Source organism: Streptomyces sp. SS8, from assembly GCF_054072955.1.
On sequence record NZ_JBSVCZ010000004.1, the window covers coordinates 54,138 to 75,262 of the forward strand.

Annotated in this window: 19 protein-coding genes; 9 read left to right on the forward strand and 10 right to left on the reverse strand. The window is 73.5% G+C overall.

The features are described from left to right. Positions 1-52: 52 nt before the first annotated feature. Positions 53-1,480 (reverse strand): xylulokinase, encoded by a 1,428-nt coding sequence (gene xylB / locus ACW69E_RS05570; RefSeq protein WP_457497041.1) that lies wholly within the window; start codon positions 1,478-1,480, stop codon positions 53-55. 78 nt (positions 1,481-1,558) lie between these two features. Here xylB and xylA point away from each other — a divergent pair, with 78 nt between their 5' ends. Next, positions 1,559-2,731 (forward strand): xylose isomerase, encoded by a 1,173-nt coding sequence (gene xylA / locus ACW69E_RS05575; RefSeq protein ID WP_457497042.1) that lies wholly within the window; start codon positions 1,559-1,561, stop codon positions 2,729-2,731. 138 nt (positions 2,732-2,869) lie between these two features. Here xylA and ACW69E_RS05580 read toward each other — a convergent pair whose 3' ends face one another. The 4 genes from ACW69E_RS05580 to ACW69E_RS05595 form a co-directional block, all read right to left on the reverse strand. Beyond that, positions 2,870-3,136: an SGM_3592 family protein gene (locus ACW69E_RS05580; RefSeq protein WP_457497043.1), complete on the reverse strand. Its 267-nt coding sequence runs from the start codon at positions 3,134-3,136 to the stop codon at positions 2,870-2,872. An 86-nt stretch (positions 3,137-3,222) separates the two neighbouring features. Beyond that, entirely contained in the window at positions 3,223-5,565 is a 2,343-nt protein-coding gene (locus ACW69E_RS05585) for a glycoside hydrolase family 95 protein (RefSeq protein ID WP_457497044.1), read from the reverse strand. 97 nt (positions 5,566-5,662) lie between these two features. Further along, a complete protein-coding gene (locus ACW69E_RS05590) occupies positions 5,663-6,073 on the reverse strand; it encodes a cytidine deaminase family protein (RefSeq protein WP_457497045.1) in 411 nt (136 codons plus the stop codon). A gap of 113 nt (positions 6,074-6,186) precedes the next feature. Continuing rightward, on the reverse strand, positions 6,187-6,666 hold the full coding sequence (locus ACW69E_RS05595) for an ATP-binding protein (RefSeq protein ID WP_457497046.1): 480 nt from the start codon (positions 6,664-6,666) through the stop codon (positions 6,187-6,189). Between the two features lie 144 nt (positions 6,667-6,810). Between ACW69E_RS05595 and ACW69E_RS05600 the strand changes: the two genes are divergently transcribed. The 5 genes from ACW69E_RS05600 (at position 6,811) to ACW69E_RS05620 (ending at position 10,481) form a co-directional block, all read left to right on the forward strand. Further along, complete coding sequence (locus tag ACW69E_RS05600; RefSeq protein WP_457497047.1) at positions 6,811-7,677, forward strand: helix-turn-helix domain-containing protein; 867 nt, start codon at positions 6,811-6,813, stop codon at positions 7,675-7,677. An 8-nt stretch (positions 7,678-7,685) separates the two neighbouring features. Next, positions 7,686-7,997 (forward strand): DUF397 domain-containing protein, encoded by a 312-nt coding sequence (locus ACW69E_RS05605; RefSeq protein ID WP_457497223.1) that lies wholly within the window; start codon positions 7,686-7,688, stop codon positions 7,995-7,997. 85 nt (positions 7,998-8,082) lie between these two features. Then, complete coding sequence (locus tag ACW69E_RS05610; RefSeq protein WP_457497048.1) at positions 8,083-8,922, forward strand: SAM-dependent methyltransferase; 840 nt, start codon at positions 8,083-8,085, stop codon at positions 8,920-8,922. Positions 8,923-9,273: 351 nt separating this feature from the next. Continuing rightward, positions 9,274-10,080 (forward strand): SGNH/GDSL hydrolase family protein, encoded by an 807-nt coding sequence (locus ACW69E_RS05615; protein ID WP_457497049.1) that lies wholly within the window; start codon positions 9,274-9,276, stop codon positions 10,078-10,080. A gap of 215 nt (positions 10,081-10,295) precedes the next feature. Next, positions 10,296-10,481, forward strand: a complete 186-nt coding sequence (locus ACW69E_RS05620) for a hypothetical protein (RefSeq protein WP_457497050.1) — start codon at positions 10,296-10,298, stop codon at positions 10,479-10,481. A 39-nt stretch (positions 10,482-10,520) separates the two neighbouring features. Here the strand turns inward: ACW69E_RS05620 and ACW69E_RS05625 are convergent, their stop codons facing one another. Both ACW69E_RS05625 and ACW69E_RS05630 read right to left on the reverse strand, forming a co-directional pair. Beyond that, positions 10,521-11,360 (reverse strand): hypothetical protein, encoded by an 840-nt coding sequence (locus tag ACW69E_RS05625; RefSeq protein WP_457497051.1) that lies wholly within the window; start codon positions 11,358-11,360, stop codon positions 10,521-10,523. Positions 11,361-11,477: 117 nt separating this feature from the next. Then, positions 11,478-12,095, reverse strand: coding sequence for a class I SAM-dependent methyltransferase (locus ACW69E_RS05630; protein WP_457497052.1), 618 nt, complete (start codon positions 12,093-12,095; stop codon positions 11,478-11,480). A 154-nt stretch (positions 12,096-12,249) separates the two neighbouring features. On the opposite strand from ACW69E_RS05630, the gene ACW69E_RS05635 reads away from it, so the two are divergent. Together ACW69E_RS05635 and ACW69E_RS05640 are read left to right on the forward strand one after the other, a co-directional pair. Next, positions 12,250-12,642 carry a roadblock/LC7 domain-containing protein gene (locus tag ACW69E_RS05635; RefSeq protein WP_457497053.1) on the forward strand — a complete coding sequence of 131 codons (393 nt, stop codon included), beginning with the start codon at positions 12,250-12,252 and terminating at the stop codon, positions 12,640-12,642. 160 nt (positions 12,643-12,802) lie between these two features. Beyond that, on the forward strand, positions 12,803-13,666 hold the full coding sequence (locus tag ACW69E_RS05640) for a DUF6397 family protein (protein WP_457497054.1): 864 nt from the start codon (positions 12,803-12,805) through the stop codon (positions 13,664-13,666). On the opposite strand, the gene ACW69E_RS05645 is transcribed toward ACW69E_RS05640, so the two are convergent. Beyond that, complete coding sequence (locus tag ACW69E_RS05645; protein ID WP_457497055.1) at positions 13,644-16,157, reverse strand: DUF3516 domain-containing protein; 2,514 nt, start codon at positions 16,155-16,157, stop codon at positions 13,644-13,646. The genes ACW69E_RS05640 and ACW69E_RS05645 overlap by 23 nt on opposite strands. Before the next feature lie 121 nt (positions 16,158-16,278). Between ACW69E_RS05645 and ACW69E_RS05650 the strand changes: the two genes are divergently transcribed. Further along, a complete protein-coding gene (locus ACW69E_RS05650) occupies positions 16,279-17,073 on the forward strand; it encodes a metal-dependent hydrolase (RefSeq protein ID WP_457497056.1) in 795 nt (264 codons plus the stop codon). 107 nt (positions 17,074-17,180) lie between these two features. Here the strand turns inward: ACW69E_RS05650 and ACW69E_RS05655 are convergent, their stop codons facing one another. Together ACW69E_RS05655 and ACW69E_RS05660 are read right to left on the reverse strand one after the other, a co-directional pair. Further along, entirely contained in the window at positions 17,181-18,962 is a 1,782-nt protein-coding gene (locus ACW69E_RS05655) for an ABC transporter ATP-binding protein (RefSeq protein WP_457497057.1), read from the reverse strand. Continuing rightward, complete coding sequence (locus tag ACW69E_RS05660; protein WP_457497058.1) at positions 18,959-20,827, reverse strand: ABC transporter transmembrane domain-containing protein; 1,869 nt, start codon at positions 20,825-20,827, stop codon at positions 18,959-18,961. Before ACW69E_RS05660 ends, ACW69E_RS05655 begins: the two co-directional genes overlap by 4 nt. Positions 20,828-21,125 lie beyond the last annotated feature (298 nt).

A 21,125-nucleotide genomic window follows, 5' to 3' on the forward strand; every position in this document is an offset into this window, starting at 1 on the left:
CGAACCTGTGCGGCGGGGCTGTGACGGACGTGCCGCGGGACGGCGCCGCCGGTCAGTGCCGCCGCAGCAGCGTATCGGCGTCGCTCAGGGTGGCCGCCAGGCGGGTCAGCGCCTCCTCGTCGCGCTCCACCGCCTCGTAGGAGGGGCCCTCGGCGGTGGACCAGCGGCGGGCGACCGCCGCCGCGTCCTCGCCCAGCACCAGGGCCGCGGCCTGCGCCGCGGCGCCGAGCGCGACCAGCTCCTGCGCGCGCGGCACGACCACCGGCCGCCCCGACAGGCGCCTCACCGTCTCGCGCCACGCGGTGCCCTTCGCGCCGCCGCCGATCAGCAGGATCGGGGCGTCCGGCTCGGCGTCCTCGTCCAGGACCAGGTCCAGGGCGGCCAGCAGGGCGTAGACCGCGCCGTCGTAGGTGGCCTGGAGGATCTGGCCCGCGCTCGTGTCGTGCCGCAGGCCGGTCAGGGTGCCGGAGGCGTAGGGGAGGTTGGGGGTGCGCTCGCCGTCCAGGAACGGCAGGACGGTCACGCCGCCCCCCGGCTCGACCGCCTCGCGCTCCAGGCCGAACAGGGCCGCGACGCGGTCCACGGCCAGGGTGCAGTTGAGGGTGCAGGCCAGCGGCAGCCAGTCGGTGCGGGCGTCGGCGAAGCCGGCGACGGTGCCGGTGGGGTCGGCGGGGCGGCGGGTGGAGACGGCGTAGACGGTGCCGGAGGTGCCCAGGCTCAGCACCGGCCGGCCCGGCCGGAGACCGAGGCCGAGGGCGGCGGCCATGTTGTCGCCGGTGCCGGTGGCCACCAGCGTGCCCTGGGGCAGCGGCAGCCCCTCCTGGGGCCGTACCGTACCGGCCGCCTCGCCGTGGCCCAGTACGCGGGGCAGCAGTTCGGGGGAGAGGCCGACCTTCCCCAGGATCTCCTGGTCGTAGGCCTCATCGGCCGTCGACCACCAGCCGGTGCCCGAGGCGTCGCCCCGGTCGGTGGTGCCCTGGCCGGTCAGGCGCTCGGTGAGGTAGTCGTGCGGCAGCCGCACCGCCTTCACCGCGGCGGCCGCCTCGGGCTCGTTCTCGCGCAACCACTGCCACTTGGTGACGGTGAAGGAGGCCGCCGGGACGCTGCCGAAGCGCTCGGCCCAGGCCTTCGGCCCGCCCAGTTCGGCCACCAGGCGGTCGCGCTGCGGGGCCGAGCGCACATCGTTCCACAGCAGGGCGGGGCGGACGGGGCGGCCCTGGCCGTCCAGCGTCACCAGCCCGTGCTGCTGGCCGCCGACCGAGACCGCGGCGGCCCGGTGGACGGCCGGCCCGCACTGCTCCAGCGCCTGCCGCAGTGCCTGCCACCACTGCTCCGGGTCGCTCTCGTGGTCGGGGGAGACGGTGTGGGGCGCCTGGCCGCGCGCGACCACCTCGCCGGTGGCGGCGTCGACGACCAGTGCTTTGGTGGACTGCGTCGAGCTGTCCACACCGACAACGAGCGGACCTTCGGGTGCGGCCATGTCGCCTCTTCCTCTCTGGGGCTTCTGGGCGCATACTAATTTGTAAACGGGCCTGACGAAATACCCGAGAGGCATGACATGAGCTACGAGCCGACACCCGAGCACAAGTTCACCTTCGGTCTGTGGACCGTGGGCTGGCAGGGCCGCGACCCCTTCGGCGACGCCACCCGGCCGGCACTGGACCCGGTCGAGACGGTGCACAAGCTCTCCGAGCTGGGTGCCCACGGCGTCACCTTCCACGACGACGACCTGATCCCCTTCGGCTCCTCCGCCTCCGAGCGCGAGGGCATCGTCAAGCGCTTCCGCCAGGCGCTGGACGCCACCGGCATGAAGGTGCCGATGGCCACCACCAACCTCTTCACCCACCCGGTCTTCAAGGACGGCGCCTTCACCGCCAACGACCGGGACGTGCGCCGCTACGCGCTGCGCAAGACCATGCGCAACATCGACCTGGCCGCCGAACTGGGCGCCACCACCTACGTCGCCTGGGGCGGCCGCGAGGGCGCGGAGTCGGGCGGCGCCAAGGACGTGCGGGGGGCGCTGGACCGCCTGAAGGAGGCCTTCGACCTCCTGGGCGACTACGTCGTCTCCCAGGGCTACGACCTGCGCTTCGCCATCGAGCCCAAGCCCAACGAGCCGCGCGGCGACATCCTGCTGCCGACCGTCGGCCACGCCCTGGCGTTCATCAACGAGCTGGAGCACGCCGACCGCGTCGGCCTCAACCCCGAGGTCGGCCACGAGCAGATGGCCGGACTGAACTTCCCGCACGGCATCGCCCAGGCACTGTGGCACGGCAAGCTCTTCCACATCGACCTCAACGGCCAGTCCGGCATCAAGTACGACCAGGACTTCCGCTTCGGCGCCGGCGACCTGCGCCAGGCGTTCTGGCTGGTGGACCTGCTGGAGTCGGCCGGCTACGAGGGCCCGCGGCACTTCGACTTCAAGCCGCCGCGCACCGAGGACTTCGACGGTGTGTGGGCGTCGGCGGCCGGCTGCATGCGCAACTACCTGATCCTCAAGGAGAAGGCCGCCGCCTTCCGCGCCGACCCCGAGGTCCAGGAGGCGCTGCGCGCCTCGCGTCTGGACGAGCTGGCGCGGCCGACCCTGAACGAGGGCGAGACCGCCGCCGACCTGCTGGCCGACACCGCCGCCTTCGAGGAGTTCGACGTGGACGCCGCGGCCGGGCGCGGCATGGCCTTCGAGCGGCTGGACCAGCTGGCGCTGGAGCACCTGCTGGGCGTCCGCGGCTGAAACGGCCGGCCCGGTCGGTCCGGTCGGCTCCGCCGACACGGCCGACACGGCCGACACGGCCGGTGAGGCCCCGTGCGGGGGCGCGGGTGGCGGCCCGCGCCCCCGCACGGTCCGCCGCCGCCGCGCGGCCGGGGGGCGTCAGCCGTCCTTGCGGCGGCGGCGCCACCGGCGCCCCTTGCGGCGGCCTCTGCTCCAGAACCACCCCGCCGGGGGCTCGTCCGCCCGCCACGGCTGCGGCTCGGGCGGGTTGTCCCGCCAGCGGGCCCGCAGCATGCGCGTACGCGCGGCCGGCTCGCTCACCTCGGCGCCGCGTATGAAGTCCTCGTCGAGCACGATCTCGTCCCAGGCGTCTCTTCCGGCGTCGTCGCCGTCGCCCTCTCCCCGTCGTGCGTGTCCAGTGCCCACAACGCACCTCCTGGTGACGGGAAACGGACGGCGGCCCCCGGAAAGTTCCCGCCGCGGCGCGGACGAGCCCGCGGCGCGGGCGTCCCTCAGAGCGGGGAGAGCCGGTAGACGCGCCCGGGCGCCGTCTCGAACTCCACGACCCCGCTCTCCGGCCGTACGGCCTCCACCGGCCGCCCCCGGCAGGACACCGCGACCTCGCCGACCGTGCGCACCCGCACCCGGCGCCCGGCCCGGGAGAGCAGCTCGGCCCCGGTCAGCGCGCCGCCGCGCCAGGTGAGACCCACCTCGAAACCGCCGCGCGCCAGCAGCCCGCGTACCGACCCCTCGGGCAGCGCGGGCGGCAGGGCGGGCAGCAGATGGACCTCACCGGCGTGGCTCTGCACCAGCCACTCGCAGATTCCCGCGGCGGCGCCGAAGTTGCCGTCGATCTGGAAGGGCGGGTGCAGATCGAACAGGTTCGGGGCGGTGCGCTCGGGGGTGAGCTGGTCGGTCAGCAGCTTGTGGGAGCGCGCGCCGTCCTCCAGCCGCGCCCAGAAGTTGATCTTCCAGCCGAGCGACCAGCCCGTGCCCGCGTCGCCCCGCAGCTCCAGCGTGGTGCGCGCCGCCTCGAACAGCTCGGGGGTGCCGCGCCGGGTGATCCGGCCGCCCGGGTGCAGCGCGTACAGATGCGAGACGTGCCGGTGGCCGCGCTCGGGCGCGATCGCGTCCCAGTCCTCGCGCCACTCCTGGAGCTGCCCCAGCTCCCCGATCCGCGGCGGGGCCAGCCGCTCGCGCGCCGCCCGCGCCTCCTTCGCCAGCTCCTCGTCCACGCCCAGCAGTTCGGCGCTCGCGGCGGTGGCCTCGAACAGATCACCCAGGATCTGGTTGTCCATGGCCGGCCCCGCGCACAGCGAGCCGCCGGGGCCGGGGTGGTGGGCGTTCTCGGGGGAGATCGACGGACAGGTGACCAGCTCCCGCGTCCGGGGGTCCTCCACCAGGGCGTCCAGGAAGAAACGCGCCGCGCCGGCCAGGACCGGATAGCGCTCCCGCAGCTTCGCCTCGTCGCCGGTGAAGCGGTGGTGCTCCCAGACCGACAGCGCCAGCCAGGCGCCGCCGGTGGGCCACATCCCCCAGAACGCCCCGTCCACCGGCGCGGTGCCGCGCCACAGGTCGGTGTTGTGGTGGGCGACCCAGCCGCGCGCGCCGTACATGGCCCGGGCGGTACGGGCGCCGGCGGCGGCCAGATCGTCCAGCAGGCCGAACAGCGGTTCCCAGCACTCCAGGAGGTTGGCGGGGGCGGCCGGCCAGTAGTTCATCTCGGTGTTGATGTTGATGGTGTACTTGCCGCCCCACGGCGGGTCGGTCAGGTCGTTCCACAGCCCCTGGAGGTTCGCCGGCTGGGTGCCGGGCCGGGAGCAGGCGATGAGCAGGTAGCGGCCGTAGGCGAAGTACAGCGCCACCAGATGCGGGTCCTCGCCGCGCGCGAAGCGCGCCACCCGCTCGTCGGTCGGCAGCGCGGCGGCGGGCGTGGGCGGCACTTCCAGCCGTACGCGGCCGAACAGCGCGGCGTGGTCACGGACATGACGGGAGCGCAGCTCGGCGCAGGGCCGGGCGGCCGCCGCGTCCACCGGGGCGGCGGCGCGGCGGGCGGCCGCGCCGGGGTCCTCCTCCACGCCGCGCCAGTCGCGGTGGTTGGTGGCGGCCGAGACCAGCAGGGTGACGGCGTTCGCCCCCTCGACGCGCAGCTCGCCGTCCGCCGAGCGCACGGCGCCCCCCTCGGCGACCGCCCGCACCAGGCACCGGAAGCGCAGCACGCCCGCGATGCCCCGGGCGTCGTCGCCTGTGCCGTCCAGAGCGATGGAGTGCGGGGCGGGGGAGTGGGAGGCCGAGCGCAGCGGGCTGTCCAGGCGAGCGGTGAAGGAGACCGCGCCGGGGGTGTCGGCGGTCAGCCGGACCACGATCACCTGGTCCGGCGCGCTGGCGAACACCTCGCGGCGGTGGCGCACCCCGCCGCGCGTGTACTCCACCGAGGCGACGGCGCCGGCGAGGTCGAGTTCCCGCCGGTAGCCGGTGGTCTCGCCGCCCCCGGGGAAGGACAGGCACAGATCGCCGGCGGTCTGGTACTGGAGCTGCTCGACGGGGACGCCCATCAGGTCGGAGTCCACCAGGGCCCGCGCCTCGTCCCACCGCCCCTCGAACACCAGCCGGCGAACCTCGGGGAGGGCGGCGAGGGCCCGGGGGTTGTCGTAGTCGTGCGGGCCGCCGGCCCACAGGGTGTCCTCGTTGAGCTGGAGCCGCTCGCCGTCCGTGCCGCCGAACACCATCGCTCCCAGACGCCCGTTGCCCACCGGCAGGGCCTGGAGCCACTCGGCGGCGGGGCGGGGGTACCACAGGCGGAGCTCACCGGGGGCCGGGCCGCCGGGGCGGGCGGGGCGGTGGTCCGTGCTCACTTGAGGCTCCAGAGGGGGGAGACGGGACGGGCGCGCGGCCTGGCAAGCGCTTACCGTACACCCGTGGCACGGTCCGCGGGGAGGGGCGCGGACCGGCTCAGTCGTGCGCGCTCGGCCACTCCTGGTACGGCAGCAGCTCCCGCAGCCGGCGCGAGTGCCGCGGCCCGAGTACCACCTCGGTGTCGAGGTTGCCCGGATCGATCTGCCGGATGAACTCCCGGCACCGTCCGCACGGCGGCACCACGTGCAGCGTGCCCTCGCCGTCCCGCCATACGGCGACGATCCTCGCGATCCGGTACTCGCGCGCCGTGACCATGGCGGCGATGGCCGCGTGCTCGGCGCAGAAACCCGTCCCCGAGCCGGTGTCGATGCACACGCCCGAGTGGAGGCGGCCCGTTTCCGTCACCAGGGTCGAGGCCACATTGCCGAAGAGGCGGCCGCCGACGGGGTGCGGATGGAGCACCGCCTCGGCGGAGGCGATCAGTTCGTCGTCGGACACGGTGGTCACAGGGCCACGCTATCCGCGGCCGCCTCCGGTTCGCAGCGTGTTCTCCCGTGCGGCGGCGCCGTGTTCGGGACGGGACCGCCCGGCCTCCCCCGCCAAGGCCGGGCGGTCCCGCGTCACGGGGCGGAGGAGCCGAAGCCCAGTTCCGCCCAGACCGTGTGACCCCTGCCGCCTGCGCCCGGCCCTACCCCCCAGGCCTCGGCCAGGGCGCTGACCAGCAGCAGTCCGCGTCCGTTCTCCCCCTCCGCGCGGCCGGTCTCCGGGCAGAGCCCTGCCGCGCCTCCGGCGTGCCGGGCAGGACCGAAGCCCTGGTCGGTGACCGCCAGCCGCAGCCGTACGCCCGTGACGCGCAGCTCGCAGTCGACCTTCTCGCTGTCGGTGTGACGCACGGCGTTGGTGAAGAGTTCGGAGACGACCAGTTGCGCGTCGTCGCGGACCACCGTCCCGATGTCCCACTCCGTCAGCCGGGCGAGGACCCTCCTGCGGGCCTCGGCCACGGAGGTGCCTGTGGCCGGGAGACGGAACGCGTCCCACAGGGGCCTGTCGACGGACCCTCCGGTGCGCTCCAGCGGGCGAACATCGGAAAAGTAAGCCACGCCCTCAGTGTGAAGGGTGTGAGCAACATCTGGCAAGGATCAATCTGTTGTTTGCACAAACGTGCATGCCACCCTGTCGGGAAGATCCGACGGCATGACAAACTGCCGCTGCTGACAAGCGAGTTGGAACGCGGGAGGGGTGCGGTGGCTGACACCAGGGCGGGCGGCGCCCCCACGGTTCTGCGGGTGGTGCTCGGCCGGCGGCTGGGCGACCTGCGGCGGCGCGCGGGACTGACCTACGAGCGGGCCGCCGAGGTGCTCGACGTCACGCACGCCACCATCCGCCGGATGGAGCGGGCCGAGGTCGGCCTGAAGATCCCCTACGTCGAGAAGCTGCTGCGCACCTACGGCGTCACCGAGCAGTCGGAGATCGACAGCTTCCTCTCCCTCGCCCGCGAGGCCAACCGGCCCGGCTGGTGGCACCGCTACCGCGATGTGCTGCCCGACTGGTTCAGCGCCTTCGTCAGCCTGGAGAGCGAGTCCCACGTCATCCGCGCCTACGAGCCGCACTACGTGCCCGGACTCCTCCAGACCGAGGAGTACGCCCGCGCCGTGCTGCGCGCGGGCATGCCGCACGCCGCCGAGGAGGAGATCGAGCGCGGCATCGCGCTGCGGCTGGAACGCCAGCGGCTGCTCACGCGGGACGAACCGCCCCTGTTGTGGGTGGTGATGGACGAGACCGTGCTGCGCAGGCCCATCGGCGGGCCAGAGGTCATGCGCGGGCAGGTCTCCCGCCTGATCGAGGCGTGCTCGATGCCGACGGTGCGCCTGCAGGTCATGCCCTTCGAGGCCGGCCCGCACCCGGCCATGTACGGGCCCTTCCACATCTTCCGGTTCCCCATCCCGGAACTGCCCGACGTCGCCTACAGCGAGAGCCTGGTGGGCGCCGTCTACTTCGACCAGCGCGACGACGTCTCGGCGTTCCAGGAGGCGCTGGACCGGATGTGCGCACAGGCGGTGCCGGTGCGACGGACCGAGGCCGTCCTGGACGGCCTGCGCAAGGAGCTGTGAACCACCCCATGAGGAAACGCGTCTACAACGGCATGCCCGCCCGGCAGTTGGGGAGCGAGGGCTGGCGCAAGCCGTGGAGCGGCGGCAACGGGGGGAGCTGCGTGGAGGCCATGCGGCTCGCGGACGGAAGGGTGGCGCTGCGCCAGTCCACCGACCCCGACGGGCCCGCTCTGATATACGCCCGCCACGCGATGGCGGGGTTCATCCGGGGCGTCAAGGCGGGGCAGGCCGACTTCCTGCTCGCCCAGGAGGCGGCAGGCCCCGCACCGCGGCCCACGCAGCCCGCGCACTCCGCACATCCCGCGCAGAGCCCGTGCTGAGAACCGGCGAGGCGACGGCGACGGCTATGACGACGGCGATGACGACGACGATGATGGCGATCACGACGACTAGGACGGCTACGGCATGACCGACCAGCCCCACCCGGCACACCGGGCGCACGAGGGCTTCGCACCCGAGCAGATCGACACCAGCAGGCCGCACCCGGCCCGCATGTACGACTACTACCTCGGCGGAAGCGACAACTACGAGGTGGACCGCGAGGCCGCCGAACGCCTGATGAGGATGGCACCGGACGTACGGGTGAGCGCCCGAGCCAACCGGGACTTCCTCGGCCGCGCGGTGCGCACGGTGGTGGAGGAACTGGGCATCCGCCAGATCATCGACGTCGGCACCGGCATCCCCACCTCGCCCAACACCCACGAGCTCGCCCGGGCCGCGGCCCCCGACACCCGCGTGGTGTACGTCGACAACGACCCCATCGTCTCCGTCCACGCCGACGCCAAGCTCACCGGCGCGGGCAACGCCGAGTTCGTCCTGGCCGACGCCCGCAGGCCCGAGGCGGTCATCGGGCATCCGGCCGTCCGGGAGCTGATCGACTTCGGCCGTCCGGTGGCCCTGCTCCTCGTCGCCGTCCTGCACTTCGTCAAGGACGAGGAGGATCCCGCGGGGCTCGTGGCCGCGCTCGGCGGCGCGCTGCCCCCCGGAAGCTGCCTCGTCCTCACCCACGGCACCTCGGACTTCCACGAGAAGGATCGGGTGGAGGAGGGCACCGGCGTCTACCGGAACGCCACCGCCCAGGTCAGCCTGCGCAGCCATGCCGAGATCCTGTCGTTCTTCGACGGCTGGGACCTCACCGACCCCGGGCTGGTGCAGCTCCCGCTGTGGCGGCCGGACGGACCGGTGCCCGAGCCCGGCGAGCTGCGCCGCGTGGCGCTCTACGGAGGGGTCGGCGTCAAGCGCTGAGTCGCCGCGGCTCCCGCACCGGGCCCGGGCGGCGCCGGTCCGGCGCGCGTTCTCCGGGCGGACGCCGCCTCTCCGGAAAGCGGGCCGCTTCGGGGCCCGCTTTCCGGACGGGCCCGCTCCGTATGTCGGGCCAGGCCACCCCGCGGGGGATCCGGGCAGGCCCGACGGGGCCGTCCGTGTGGGGAACTGACCATTTATCAGGAGACGGACCGTTACCCGAGCCGGTGAGAGCCGGTTGTTCAACTGAATAACGAATCAATTTTGACATGGACACTTCCTGAAAGCGCTCCGCACTGCTACTACGTAGTAGGCGCACCTCACCCCCTCTTCCCTCCACACTCAGGAGACTTCATGAAGTTGTCCCGTCTCGCGTCCGTGGCGGCCACCCTCGCCGCCCTGGTCGGACTCGGACTCGGCGGCGCGGGCGTGGCATCCGCTCAGGAAGCCGCGGCCACCTCCTACGTCGCGCTCGGCGACTCCTACTCCTCCGGAGTCGGCGCCGGCAGCTACGACAGTTCCAGCGGATCCTGCAAGCGCAGCACCAAGGCGTATCCGGTGCTGTGGAAGAACGCGAACGCACCCGCCTCCTTCCACTTCACCGCCTGCTCCGGCGCCAAGACCGGCGACGTCATCAACAACCAGCTCGGCCCCCTGACGTCGAGCACCACCCTGGTGAGCATCTCCATCGGCGGCAACGACGCCGGCTTCGCCGACGCCATGACCACCTGTGTCCTGCAGGGCACCAACGCGTGCGTCGCGCGGATCAACGAGGCGCGCGCCTACATCTCCAACACCCTGCCCGGGAAGCTCGACGCGGTCTACAGCGCCATCCGCGGCAAGGCGCCCAACGCCCGGGTCGTCGTCCTCAACTACCCCCGCTTCTACAAGCTCAACGGCAGCTGCTGGGTGGGGCTCAGCGAGACCTCGCGCGCGGCCATCAACGACGCGGCCGACCACCTGAGCGACACCATCGCCAAGCGCGTCGCCAACCACGGCTTCACCTTCGGTGACGTCCGCGGCACGTTCACCGGCCACGAGATCTGCTCCGGCGACTCGTGGCTGCACAGCGTCGACTGGCTCAACATCACCAACTCGTACCACCCCACGGCGGCCGGCCAGTCCGGGGGCTACTACCCCGTGATGGAGCGCATCGCCTGATCCGGCACCGATCCACTCCCGAACCGTCCCCGGTGCGACCCGGCCGGAGTGCGACCGGGGACGGCGGCCGGTGGCGGCCCGCGAGAACCGCGGGCCGCCACCGGTGCCGCTCTTCCGCTCCGCGCCACGGAGGCGTGGGCGAGGAACCAGGCGGCCCGTGCGTACGTTCTCCGGAGTGAGCGGCGATCGCACCGCCGCCGGAGGAGGCGTGGAAGATGACCAACCGTGGAAAGATCGCCGTCGGCGGTGTGGCGGTGGGGCTGCTGCTGTGGGCGCTGACCGGCAGTTTCCTGATAGCGCTGGCGGTGGTGGTCGGTGTGCCGGCGATCGCCTACCTGGCGCTGGACCCCTCGCAGCGGCGCAGGGTGCGGCGGGTGGGCCGCAAGGAACTCGGGCGCTGACCGGGACACGGCGGGCGGCCCGTGCGGGCCGCCCGGGGTTCAGGCCGCCGCGTCCGGCCGCACCGCCAGCTCGTCCAGGGCCTTGAGCAGCCCCGGCAGCTCCGAACCGCGGCCCACCGGGAGTACCTCGCCGGGCTCGTCGTCCAGCAGGACGAACGCGATGTCGTCGGTCCGCGCCACCAGGCTCCAGCCCGGCCCGTCCGCGCGCAGAGTGCGGGCCTCCTCGGTGGCGAAGGCGGAACGGATCCGGCCGGGCGGCGGCGGGGAGTGCACATAGCCGCGGGCCTCCTCCAGAACCCGCCGGACCCTGCTGTTGGGGTTCTCGCCCGGATCGACGAACGTCACGTCCGCGTCGACCCGGGCGCGCCAGTCCGCCCACTGCAGCGCGATCTCGTCCGCGCCCAGCCGCCGCTGCGCCGGACCCCAGCGCGAGGTGTCCGGCGGGGACAGCGGTGCCCGGCCGCCGTCCAGCTCCGGATCGGGTTCCGGGTCGTGGGGGGCGGGGACGCCGGGCGCGGCCACCGCCAGCGCCAGCGGCCAGCCGGGCAGCACGGCGGCGATCGTCCGCTCGTCCGGTGACAGGTCGTACTCCATCCCGCAGTCCCAGGCGGCGATCGCGCACGCAACGAGGGACACGTCCTCCGTGACGACGGTCCAGCGCGCGCCCTGCCCGTCCTGTCCGAGAACGAGGCCGTGGCCCTCCGCGTACGGCTCCAGTCCCAGGGCGGCGCACGCCTCGGGATAGTCGTCGCCGAGGACGCTCGGGAACTGCGCGGGGGTGAGCAGCGCCGCGGTCAGCACGTACAGCGCGTCGTCGCCCTCGCCACGCGCGTCCTGTGCCTCTGCCACGTCGGCCTCCTCTCCGGACTCTCCGGACATCGTCCGCGCACCCTAGCCATGCCAGGGGGGCGGCGTCGAGAGACCGGGGACACACCGAGGGCACACCGGGGGCGCCTTCCGTCGCCCGTACTCCATGGAGGGACCGCGCGCGGCGCCTCAGTCGCGTACGGCCAGCGCGAAGTAGCGGTGCTCCTCGTCGGCGCAGGAGACCAGACGCCAGCCCGCGGCGGCCAGCAGCGGGCGGAGGTTCGGCTCGGCCCGCGGGTCGTCCGGCCCGGGCCGGCGCCCGTGCCGGGCAGCGAGAGCGGCGCGCCCGACCGGATGGAACAGCGCGAGACGGCCGCCGGGCCGGACCACCCGGGCCAGCTCCCGCAGGCCGGCGGCCGGGTCGGGCAGGTGCGACACCAGGCCGGCCGCGAACACCGCGTCGAGCACTCTGTCGCGCAGCGGCAGCCGGGCGGCGTCGGCGACGGTCAGCAGTGCGCCGCGGTGCCGTCCGGCCAGGACGGCGACCTCCAGCATCGCCGGGGTGAGATCGACGCCCACCACCGTGCCCTGTCTGCCCACCGCCGCGCGCAGCGCGGGCAGCGCGCGCCCGGTGCCGCACCCGGCGTCCAGCACCGTGTCACCGGGGAACAGGCCCAGCTCGGCCACGGCGGCGTCGTAGGCGGGGCCGTCGTCGGGGAAGCGGGCGTCCCAGCCGGCGGCCCGCTCGGTGAAGAACTCCAGCACGCGTGTCCCGTCGTACTCCGTCGAACGGTCGTCATCATTCACTGCCGGTGCCTTTCCCGGTGACCGGTCCCGGTACCCCTGCTTCCGGTTTCCTTCCTGTTCCGACCGGGCGGCGGGCGGCCGAGATCGGTGGTTGCCCCGGGGCCCGTCGTGGGTAAGGCTGGCACCGCGTGACCATGAGAAGGGGGAATCGGGGATGGCCCTGAGTAGTGAGCTGGACTGGCTCCTGGACGATCTGACGCAGCGGATGCCTTCGGTACGGCATGCGCTGGTGCTCTCGAACGACGGGCTGGTCACCGGAGCCGCCCAGAGCCTGGAGCGGAGCGAGGCCGAACACCTGGCCGCCGTCGCGTCCGGGCTGCACAGCCTGGCCAGAGGCACCGGGGACCGCTTCCACGTGGGCCGGGCGCGGCAGACGATGATCGAGTTCGACGAGGGGATGCTCTTCGTGACGGCCGCCGGGGACGGCAGCTGTCTGTGCGTGCTCGCCGAGGCGGATGCCGACATGGGCCAGATCGCCTACGAGACGACCCTGCTGGTGAACCGGGTCGGCGAGCATCTGGGAGTGGCCATGCGCAACGACCACTGAGCAGCGGCCGCTGAGCGACGGCCTGGGGCCCGCCGCCCCGCCGGACCGTCGCCGGCCGTATACCGGACACAGCGCCACCAGGGCGTTCTCCAGGTTTTCCACAGGCTCCCCGGAGCGGGCCGGCAGCGGACTACCTTCGTCGCACACGGTAGTCGTCGAGATGCGCAGGGGGATCACCATGCCGGTCGGACTGGCACGGGCGGAGAAGTCCGGTACACGGAAGACGGACACGGTGGAGACCGTGCCGATGGGCGAGGCGCACCGGATGCTGGGGATCAGGCCGAGGGAGCTGCAACTGGCCGTGGAGCTGGGCGTGCTGGCGACGGCGGCGCCGCGGCGGGAGAGCCGGCGCAGCCGGGTGCCGGTGGCCGAGCTGGCACGGGTGCGCGCGGAGGAGGGATTTCCGGCCACTTTGCGTGAGCGGTTGCGTCTGGTCGGTGCGCGGGAGGGCGCCGGGCTGCTGGGCGTCGCTCCGGTGCGCTTCACGCGGCTGGCCCGGGCCGGCCGCTTCGGCCCGGTGCGCTTCTCCCTCAACCGGTACCGGGCGGTGGTCTGGTTCTACCTCGCCGGCGAACTGCGGGAGTTCGCCGAGCACCAGCCGGCGCTGCTCGGCGGCCCGCTGCCCGAGGAGCTGCTGCGCACCCTGGCCGAGGGCGAGGACTGGCGTCCGCGCCACTGGCGCGACCGGCGGATCGCCCAGGCGGTCCGCCGGACGGACGACCCGTGGGCGGCCGCCGCCGCCCACGCCGCGGTGCTCACGCCGGAAGTAATGCGGGAGGCCGTGCCGGATCCGGGCGAGCGGGCCCGGCTGGAGGAACTGCGGCCGGAGCTGACCTGCGCCCGGCCGGAGTCCCCCGCGGCCAGGAAGGCCGTGCGCAGGCTGCTCACCGCCACCGGCGAGGAGGAGGTCCTCCGGCACCGGACGGGCCTGACACTGGCGATGGGCACGGCGCGGTCGGCCCGTCCCCTGCGCCGGCCGGAGCGCGAGCCCGCGGCCGCCGTCAGAGCTGACCCACGTCGATGACCTTGATCACCGCCCGGCCCTCCTCGTCGGAGGCCGTGAGGTCGACCTCCGCGGTGATACCCCAGTCGTGGTCGCCGTCGGGGTCGGCGAACGTCTGCCGCACCCGCCACAGGCCGTCCTCGGGACGCTCCTCGATCCGCAGCAGCTTCGGGCCGCGGGCGTCCGGGCCGGTGCCCAGCTCGTCGTACTCGTCCCAGTAGGCGTCCATGGCCTGGGCCCAGGCGTCGGCGTCCCAGCCGGCCTCGGCGTCCAGCTCGCCCAGTTCCTCGACCTTGTCCAGGGCGGCCAGCTCCACCCGCCGGAACATCGCGTTGCGCACCAGCACGCGGAAGGCGCGGGCATTGGCGGTGACGGGCTTGACCTGGTCGGCGCGGTCCTGTGCCTCCTCGGCCGTCTCGTCCCCGGGGTTGGCCAGCTGCTCCCACTCGTCCAGCAGGCTGGAGTCGACCTGGCGCACCATCTCGCCCAGCCACTCGACGATGTCCTGGAAGTCCTCGGACTTCCGGTCGTCGGGCACGGTGTGCTCCAGCGCCTTGTAGGCACTGGCCAGATAGCGCAGCACGATGCCCTCGGTGCGGGCCAGCTCGTAGTGGGAGACGAACTCACCGAAGGTCATGGCCCGTTCGTACATGTCACGGATCACGGATTTGGGGGACAGGGGATGGTCGCCGACCCACGGGTGGCTCTTGCGGTAGACGCCGTAGGCGTGGAAGAGCAGCTCCTCCAGCGGCTTGGGGTAGCCGATGTCCGCCAGCCGCTCCATGCGCTCCTCGTACTCGACGCCGTCGGCCTTCATCCGCGCGACGGCCTCGCCCCTGGCCTTGTTCTGCTGGGCGGCCAGGATCTGCCGCGGGTCGTCCAGCGTGGACTCCACCACGGAGACCATGTCCAGCGCGTACGAGGGGGACTCGGGGTCCAGCAGCTCGAACGCGGCGAGCGCGAAGGTCGACAGCGGCTGGTTGAGCGCGAAGTCCTGCTGGAGGTCCACGGTCAGCCGGATGCGGCGCCCCTCGGCGTCGGGTGCGTCCAGCTGTTCGACGACCCCGCCGTCCAGCAAGGAGCGGTAGATGGCGATCGCCCGCCTGATGTGGCGCAGCTGGCTGCGCCGGTCCTCGTGGTTGTCCTCCAGCAGCTTGCGCATCGCGGCGAAGGCGTCACCGGGCCGTGCGATGACGGACAGCAGCATCGCGTGGGTCACCCTGAAGCGGGAGGTGAGCGGCTCCGGCTCGGAGGTGATCAGCTTCTCGAAGGTCTGTTCGCTCCAGTTGACGAAGCCCTCCGGGGCCTTCTTCCGCACCACCTTGCGGCGCTTCTTCGGGTCGTCGCCCGCCTTGGCGAGGGCCTTCTCGTTCTCGATGACGTGCTCGGGAGCCTGGGCCACGACCAGGCCCGCGGTGTCGAAACCCGCCCGGCCGGCGCGGCCCGCGATCTGATGGAACTCCCGTGCCCGCAGCACCCGCACCCGGTTGCCGTCGTATTTGGCCAGCGCGGTGAACAGCACCGTGCGGATGGGCACGTTGACGCCCACCCCGAGGGTGTCGGTACCGCAGATCACCTTCAGCAGGCCCGCCTGGGCCAGCCTCTCCACCAGCCGCCGGTACTTCGGCAGCATCCCGGCGTGGTGCACCCCGATGCCGTGCCGGACGTAGCGCGAGAGGTTCCGCCCGAACTTGGTGGTGAAACGGAAGTTGCCGATCAGCTTGGCGATCTCGTCCTTCTCGGCGCGCGAGCACATGTTGATGCTCATCAGCGCCTGGGCGCGCTCCACCGCCTGGGCCTGGGTGAAGTGCACGATGTAGACCGGCGCCTGATGGGTCTCGAGCAGCTCGGTCAGCGTCTCGGTCAGGCCGGTCGTGCGGTACTCGTAGCTCAGCGGCACCGGCCGGGTGGCGGAGCGCACCACGGCGGTCGGCCGCCCGGTGCGCCGCGTCAGGTCCTCCTCGAACCTGCTCACGTCGCCGAGCGTCGCCGACATCAGGACGAACTGCGCCTGGGGGAGCTCCAGCAGCGGGATCTGCCAGGCCCAGCCGCGGTCCGGCTCGGCGTAGAAGTGGAACTCGTCCATTACGACCTGGCCGATGTCGGCGTCCGCGCCGTCGCGCAGCGCGATGGAGGCGAGCACCTCGGCGGTGCAGCAGATGACGGGCGCGTCGGCGTTGACCGAGGCGTCTCCGGTGAGCATGCCGACGTTCTCGGTGCCGAAGATCTTGCACAGGTCGAAGAACTTCTCCGACACCAGGGCCTTGATGGGTGCGGTGTAGAAGGTGACCTTGTCCTGGGCGAGCGCGGCGAAGTGCGCCCCGGCCGCGACCAGGCTCTTGCCGGACCCTGTCGGCGTGGACAGGATGACGTTCGCCCCGGAGACCACTTCGATCAGCGCCTCCTCCTGGGCGGGATAGAGCGTGATGCCCCGTCCCTCGGCCCAGCCGGAGAAGGCTTCGTAGAGAGTGTCGGGGTCTGCGGTGCTCGGCATCTGATCGATAAGGGTCACGCCCTCCATACTGCCTGCCGCGGCGCCCGCGGTGGGAACCGGCCGACCGCACGAAGATCATCGGCACTACGCTGTGCCACCGGCACAACGCAGGAGCGAGCGCGATGGGGTGGGGACGCACATGATGGGACCGGCGCATTCACTGTCGGGGGCGGCGGCGTGGCTGGGGGTGGGAGCGGTGGCGGACGCCCTGGACCGGCCGATGCCGTGGCCGGTCCTGGTGGTCGGCGCCCTGATCTGCGCGGGCGCGGCTCTCGCACCCGACCTGGACCACAAGTCGGCGACGATCTCCCGCGCCTTCGGCCCGCTCTCCAGATGGCTGTGCATGGTGATCGAGAAACTCTCGTGCGCGGTCTACAAGGCCACCCGCAAGTCCGGCGACCCGCGGCGCGCGGGAGGCCACCGCACCCTCACCCACACCTGGCTGTGGGCGGTGGCGATGGGCGCCGGCTTCTCGGCCTTCGCGATGCTCGGCGGACGCTGGGCGGTGCTGGGCATCCTCTTCGTCCACATGGTGCTGGCCGTCGAGGGCCTGCTGTGGCGGGCGGCGCGGGTCTCCAGCGACGTTCTGGTGTGGCTGCTGGGGGCGACCAGCGCCTGGATCCTGGCGGACATCCTGAACAAGCCCGGGAACGGGGCGGACTGGCTGTTCACCGCACCCGGCCAGGAGTACCTGTGGCTGGGACTGCCGATCGTGCTGGGTGCCCTGGTCCACGACCTCGGCGACGCCATCACCGTCTCCGGCTGCCCGGTCCTGTGGCCGATACCCGTGGGGAGCAAGCGCTGGTATCCGCTGGGCACGCCCAAGCCCATGCGGTTCAAGGCGGGCAGCTGGGTCGAGGTGCAGGTCCTGATGCCCGGCTTCATGCTGGCCGGCGGGCTGAGCGGGCTGTGGGCCGTGGGCTTCCTCGGCTGAAACCCCTCCCGGCGGGTCCTCCCGGGCCGGGCCCTGCCCCGCCGCACGCCCAGCCCTTCCGCCGTACGGCCCGGAGCGCTCCGGGCCGTACGGCGGAAGGGACGGGATCAGCCGTGCCAGGACCGCCACAGCGCGGCGTAGGCGCCGCCGGCGGCGACCAGCTCGCCGTGGCTTCCCAGCTCGCTGATCCGGCCGTCCTCCACGACCGCGATCACATCCGCGTCGTGCGCGGTGTGCAGCCGGTGCGCGATAGCCACCACGGTGCGACCTTCGAGGACTCGCGCCAGCGAGCGCTCCAGATGCCGGGCCGCACGCGGGTCCAGCAGGGAAGTCGCCTCGTCCAGCACCAGGGTGTGCGGATCGGCCAGCACCAGCCGGGCCAGCGCGATCTGCTGGGCCCGGGCCGGGGTGACCGCCTCCCCGCCGGAGCCGACCTCGCTGTCCAGGCCGCCGGCCAGCTTCCGGGCCCAGCCGTCGGCGTCCACCGCGGCGAGGGCGGCCCACAGCTCGGCGTCACCGGCGTCCGCTTTCGCCAGCAGCAGGTTGTCGCGCAGCGAACCGACGAAGACGTGGTGCTCCTGGTTGACCAGCGCCACATGCTCGCGTACCCGCTCCGCGGGCATCCGGGACAGCTCGGCCCCACCGAGCGTGACCTCGCCCGTCCGCGGCGCGTAGATCCCCGCCAGCAGCCGGCCCAGCGTGGACTTGCCCGCACCCGACGGCCCCACCAGCGCGACCCGCGTACCGGGCGCGACGTCCAGCGACACCCCGTGCAGCACGTCGCCCCCCGCGCCGTAGCCGAACCGCACCCGGTCGGCCCGCACCTCGCGGCCGTCCGGGAGCAGCGCGCCGTCGCCGGACTCCGGCTCGATCTCCCGCACCCCGACCAGCCGGGCCAGGGACACCTGGGCGGTCTGGAGCTCGTCGTACCAGCGCAGGATCAGGCCGATCGGTTCGACCAGCATCTGGGCCAGCAGCGCGCCCGTGGTCAGTTCGCCGACCGAGATCCAGCCCCGCAGCACGAAGAAGCCCCCGAGCATCAGCACCGAACCGAGGATCAGCACATGGGTGCCGTTGACGACGGGGAAGAGGACGGTGCGCAGCCACAGCGTGTAGCGCTCCCACGCCGTCCAGCGACCGATGCGGTGCTCGGACAGGGCGATCCGGCGCGGGCCCAGCCGGTGGGCCTCCACCGTCCGCCCGGCGTCCACGGTCTCGGCCAGGGCGGCGGCGACGGCCGCGTAGCCCGCCGCCTCGCGGCGGTAGGCGGCCGGCGCCCGCCGGTAGTACCAGCGGCAGCCCACCAGCAGCAGCGGCAGGGCGATCACGACGGACAGCGCCAGCGGCGGTGCGGTGGCCGTGAGCGCGCCCAGCAGCAGCGCGGCCCAGACGACGCCGATCGACAGCTGGGGCACCGCCTCGCGCATGGCGCCCGCCAGCCGGTCGATGTCGGTGGTGATCCTGGACAGCAGGTCACCCGTACCGGCCCGCTCCAGCACTCCCGGCGGCAGCCGCACCGAGCGGACCAGGAAGTCCTCGCGCAGATCCGCCAGCATCCGCTCGCCCAGCACCGCTCCGCGCAGCCGCACCTGCTGGACGAAGACCGTCTGGACGACCAGGGCCGCGGCGAACAGGACGACGGTGCGCTCCAGGCGCAGATCGCGGACCCCCGCCGCGAGGTCCTCCACCACCCGCCCCAGCAGATAGGGGCCGGCCATGGAGGCCAGCACCGCTGCGGCGTTCACCGACACCAGCACGGCGAAGGCCCCGCGGTGCCGCCGGACCAGCTCGCCGGCGTAGGCGCGCACGGTCCCGGGTGCGCCCGTCGGCAGAACCGCGGCCGACTCGGACGCGGTGGGATCATGGGCGGGCGGTGCGATGCCGATCATGCGCTCTCCTCCATCCGCTCGTGCCGCGGCCCCCGGCTCCCGGCCGGGCCGGCCGCGAGCCCGCTTTCGCCGGCCATGTCGGTGCCGCCGGTACCGTGGCCGTCATCGCCGTCGGCCTCACGGGTGACCACCGCGCGGTACCCCGGCTCGTCCGCCAGCAGGTCCCGGTGCGTGCCGACGGCGGTCACCGCGCCGCCGGAGACGAACGCCACCCGGTCGGCCCGGTCCAGCAGCAGCGGGCTGGAGGAGAACACCACCGTGGTGCGGCCGGCCCGCAGCCGGCGCAGTGCGTCGGCGACACGTGCCTCGGTGTGCGAGTCGACGGCGCTGGTCGGCTCGTCCAGCACCAGCACCCGCGGATCGGCGACCAGCGACCGGGCCAGCGCCAGCCGCTGGCGCTGGCCGCCCGACAGCGACCTGCCGCGCTCGGTGATCCGGGCCCGCATCGGGTCGCCGTCCGGGGCGCCCCCGGCGCGCGCCAGTGCGGCGAGCACATCGCCGCACCGGGCCGCCTCCAGCGCCTGCCCGGGCGCGACCGCACCGGACGACGGCACGTCGAGCAGTTCCCCCAGGGTGCCCGACAGCAGCACCGGGTCCTTGTCCTGGACCAGCACGGCGGTACGGGCCGCCTCCAGCGGCACCTCGTCCAGGGCGACCCCGCCCAGCAGCACCGACGGCTCGTGTGCCGCGGACCCGGTGCCGTGCCCGCCCAGCCGTTCGGCGAGCAGGCCGGCCGCGTCGGGATCGCCGCACACCACCGCCGTCAGACTTCCGGCCGGGGCGAGCAGCCCGCTCACCGGGTCGTACAGGTCGCCGTCCGGCAGCATCCGCGCGCCGTCGCGCGTATCCACCGCGTCCCGTGTCCGCGTCCCGCGGCTCAGTGCCAGGACCCGGGCGGTCCGCTCGGCCGACGGGCGGGAGAAGGAGTAGGCCATGGCGATCTCCTGGAACAGCCGGAGCGGAAAGAGCAGGAAGGTCACCGCGCCGTACACCGTCACCAGTTCGCCCACCGCGACCGTGCCGTCCAGCGCCAGCCGCGCACCCAGCCAGACCACCGCGATCAGCAGCACCCCCGGCAGCACCACCTGCACGGCGTCGATCAGCGACCACATCCGCGCGGTCCGCACCGCAGCCCGCCGCACCTCCTGCGAGGCCCTGCGGTACCTGCCGAGGAACAGCTCCTCGCCCCCGATGCCGCGCAGCACCCGCAGCCCGGCCACGGTGTCGGCGGCCAGCTCGGTGGCCCGCCCCGCCTTCGCCCGCTGTGCGTCCGCCCGGCGGGTCGCCGGCGGCAGCAGCGGCAGTACGGCCGCCACCAGCACCAGCACGCCCAGCGTCACCACGGCGCCCAGCAGCGGCTCGTACACCACCAGGGCCGTACACACCCCGGCCGTGGTCAGCGAAGCGGCGCCGAAGCGGGAGACGGCCTCGACGAACCAGCCGATCTTCTCGATGTCCCCGGTGGAGACGGCCACCACCTCGCCGGCCGCCACCCGCCGGGTCAGCGCGGCCCCCAGCGCGGCGGTCCGCCGGGCCAGCAGCTGCTGCACCCGGGCCGCGGCGGTGATCCAGTTGGTGATGGCGGCGCGGTGCAGCATGGTGTCGCCGACGGTGACCGCCAGACCCAGTGCCACCGTCAGGACGCCCGCGAGGACCAGCCGGTCCCCGGAACGCTCGGTGGCGGCCTGTACGGCCATGCCCACGGCCAGCGGGAAGGAGGCGACCGCCGCCATGTGGAGCGTCCCCCAGGCCAGCGCCTTCAGCTGGCCGCCCAGCTGTGAGCGCCACAGCCAGAGCATGAGGCGGGACCCGGACCGTACGTCGGGGTCGCCGGGATCGGGATATGGAAGATCGCGAATGCGCATGACGTCCCGGAAACGGTCTCGATGTCGGACAGGCGGAAGCGGCCGTGCAAGCCTTCCGCCATTCCCGGCGGTAGGGCAAAGGGTTTTCCGCGCGGCGGACGCGACGGTGCACGGCATGGACGGGCCCGGTACACGATCCGGATCCGGCGTCCGGCGCGGCACCCGGTCGTGGCGGGCGACGGCCGGAGCCTCGTCTCCTGGCCGGAAGCCCGTCCGGCCGGTGCCCCCGGACGGAGGACCGCTGTCCGGGAGGCCGCCCGCCCGGGCACGGCGGCGTCCGGGCGGGCGGCGGGCGGGC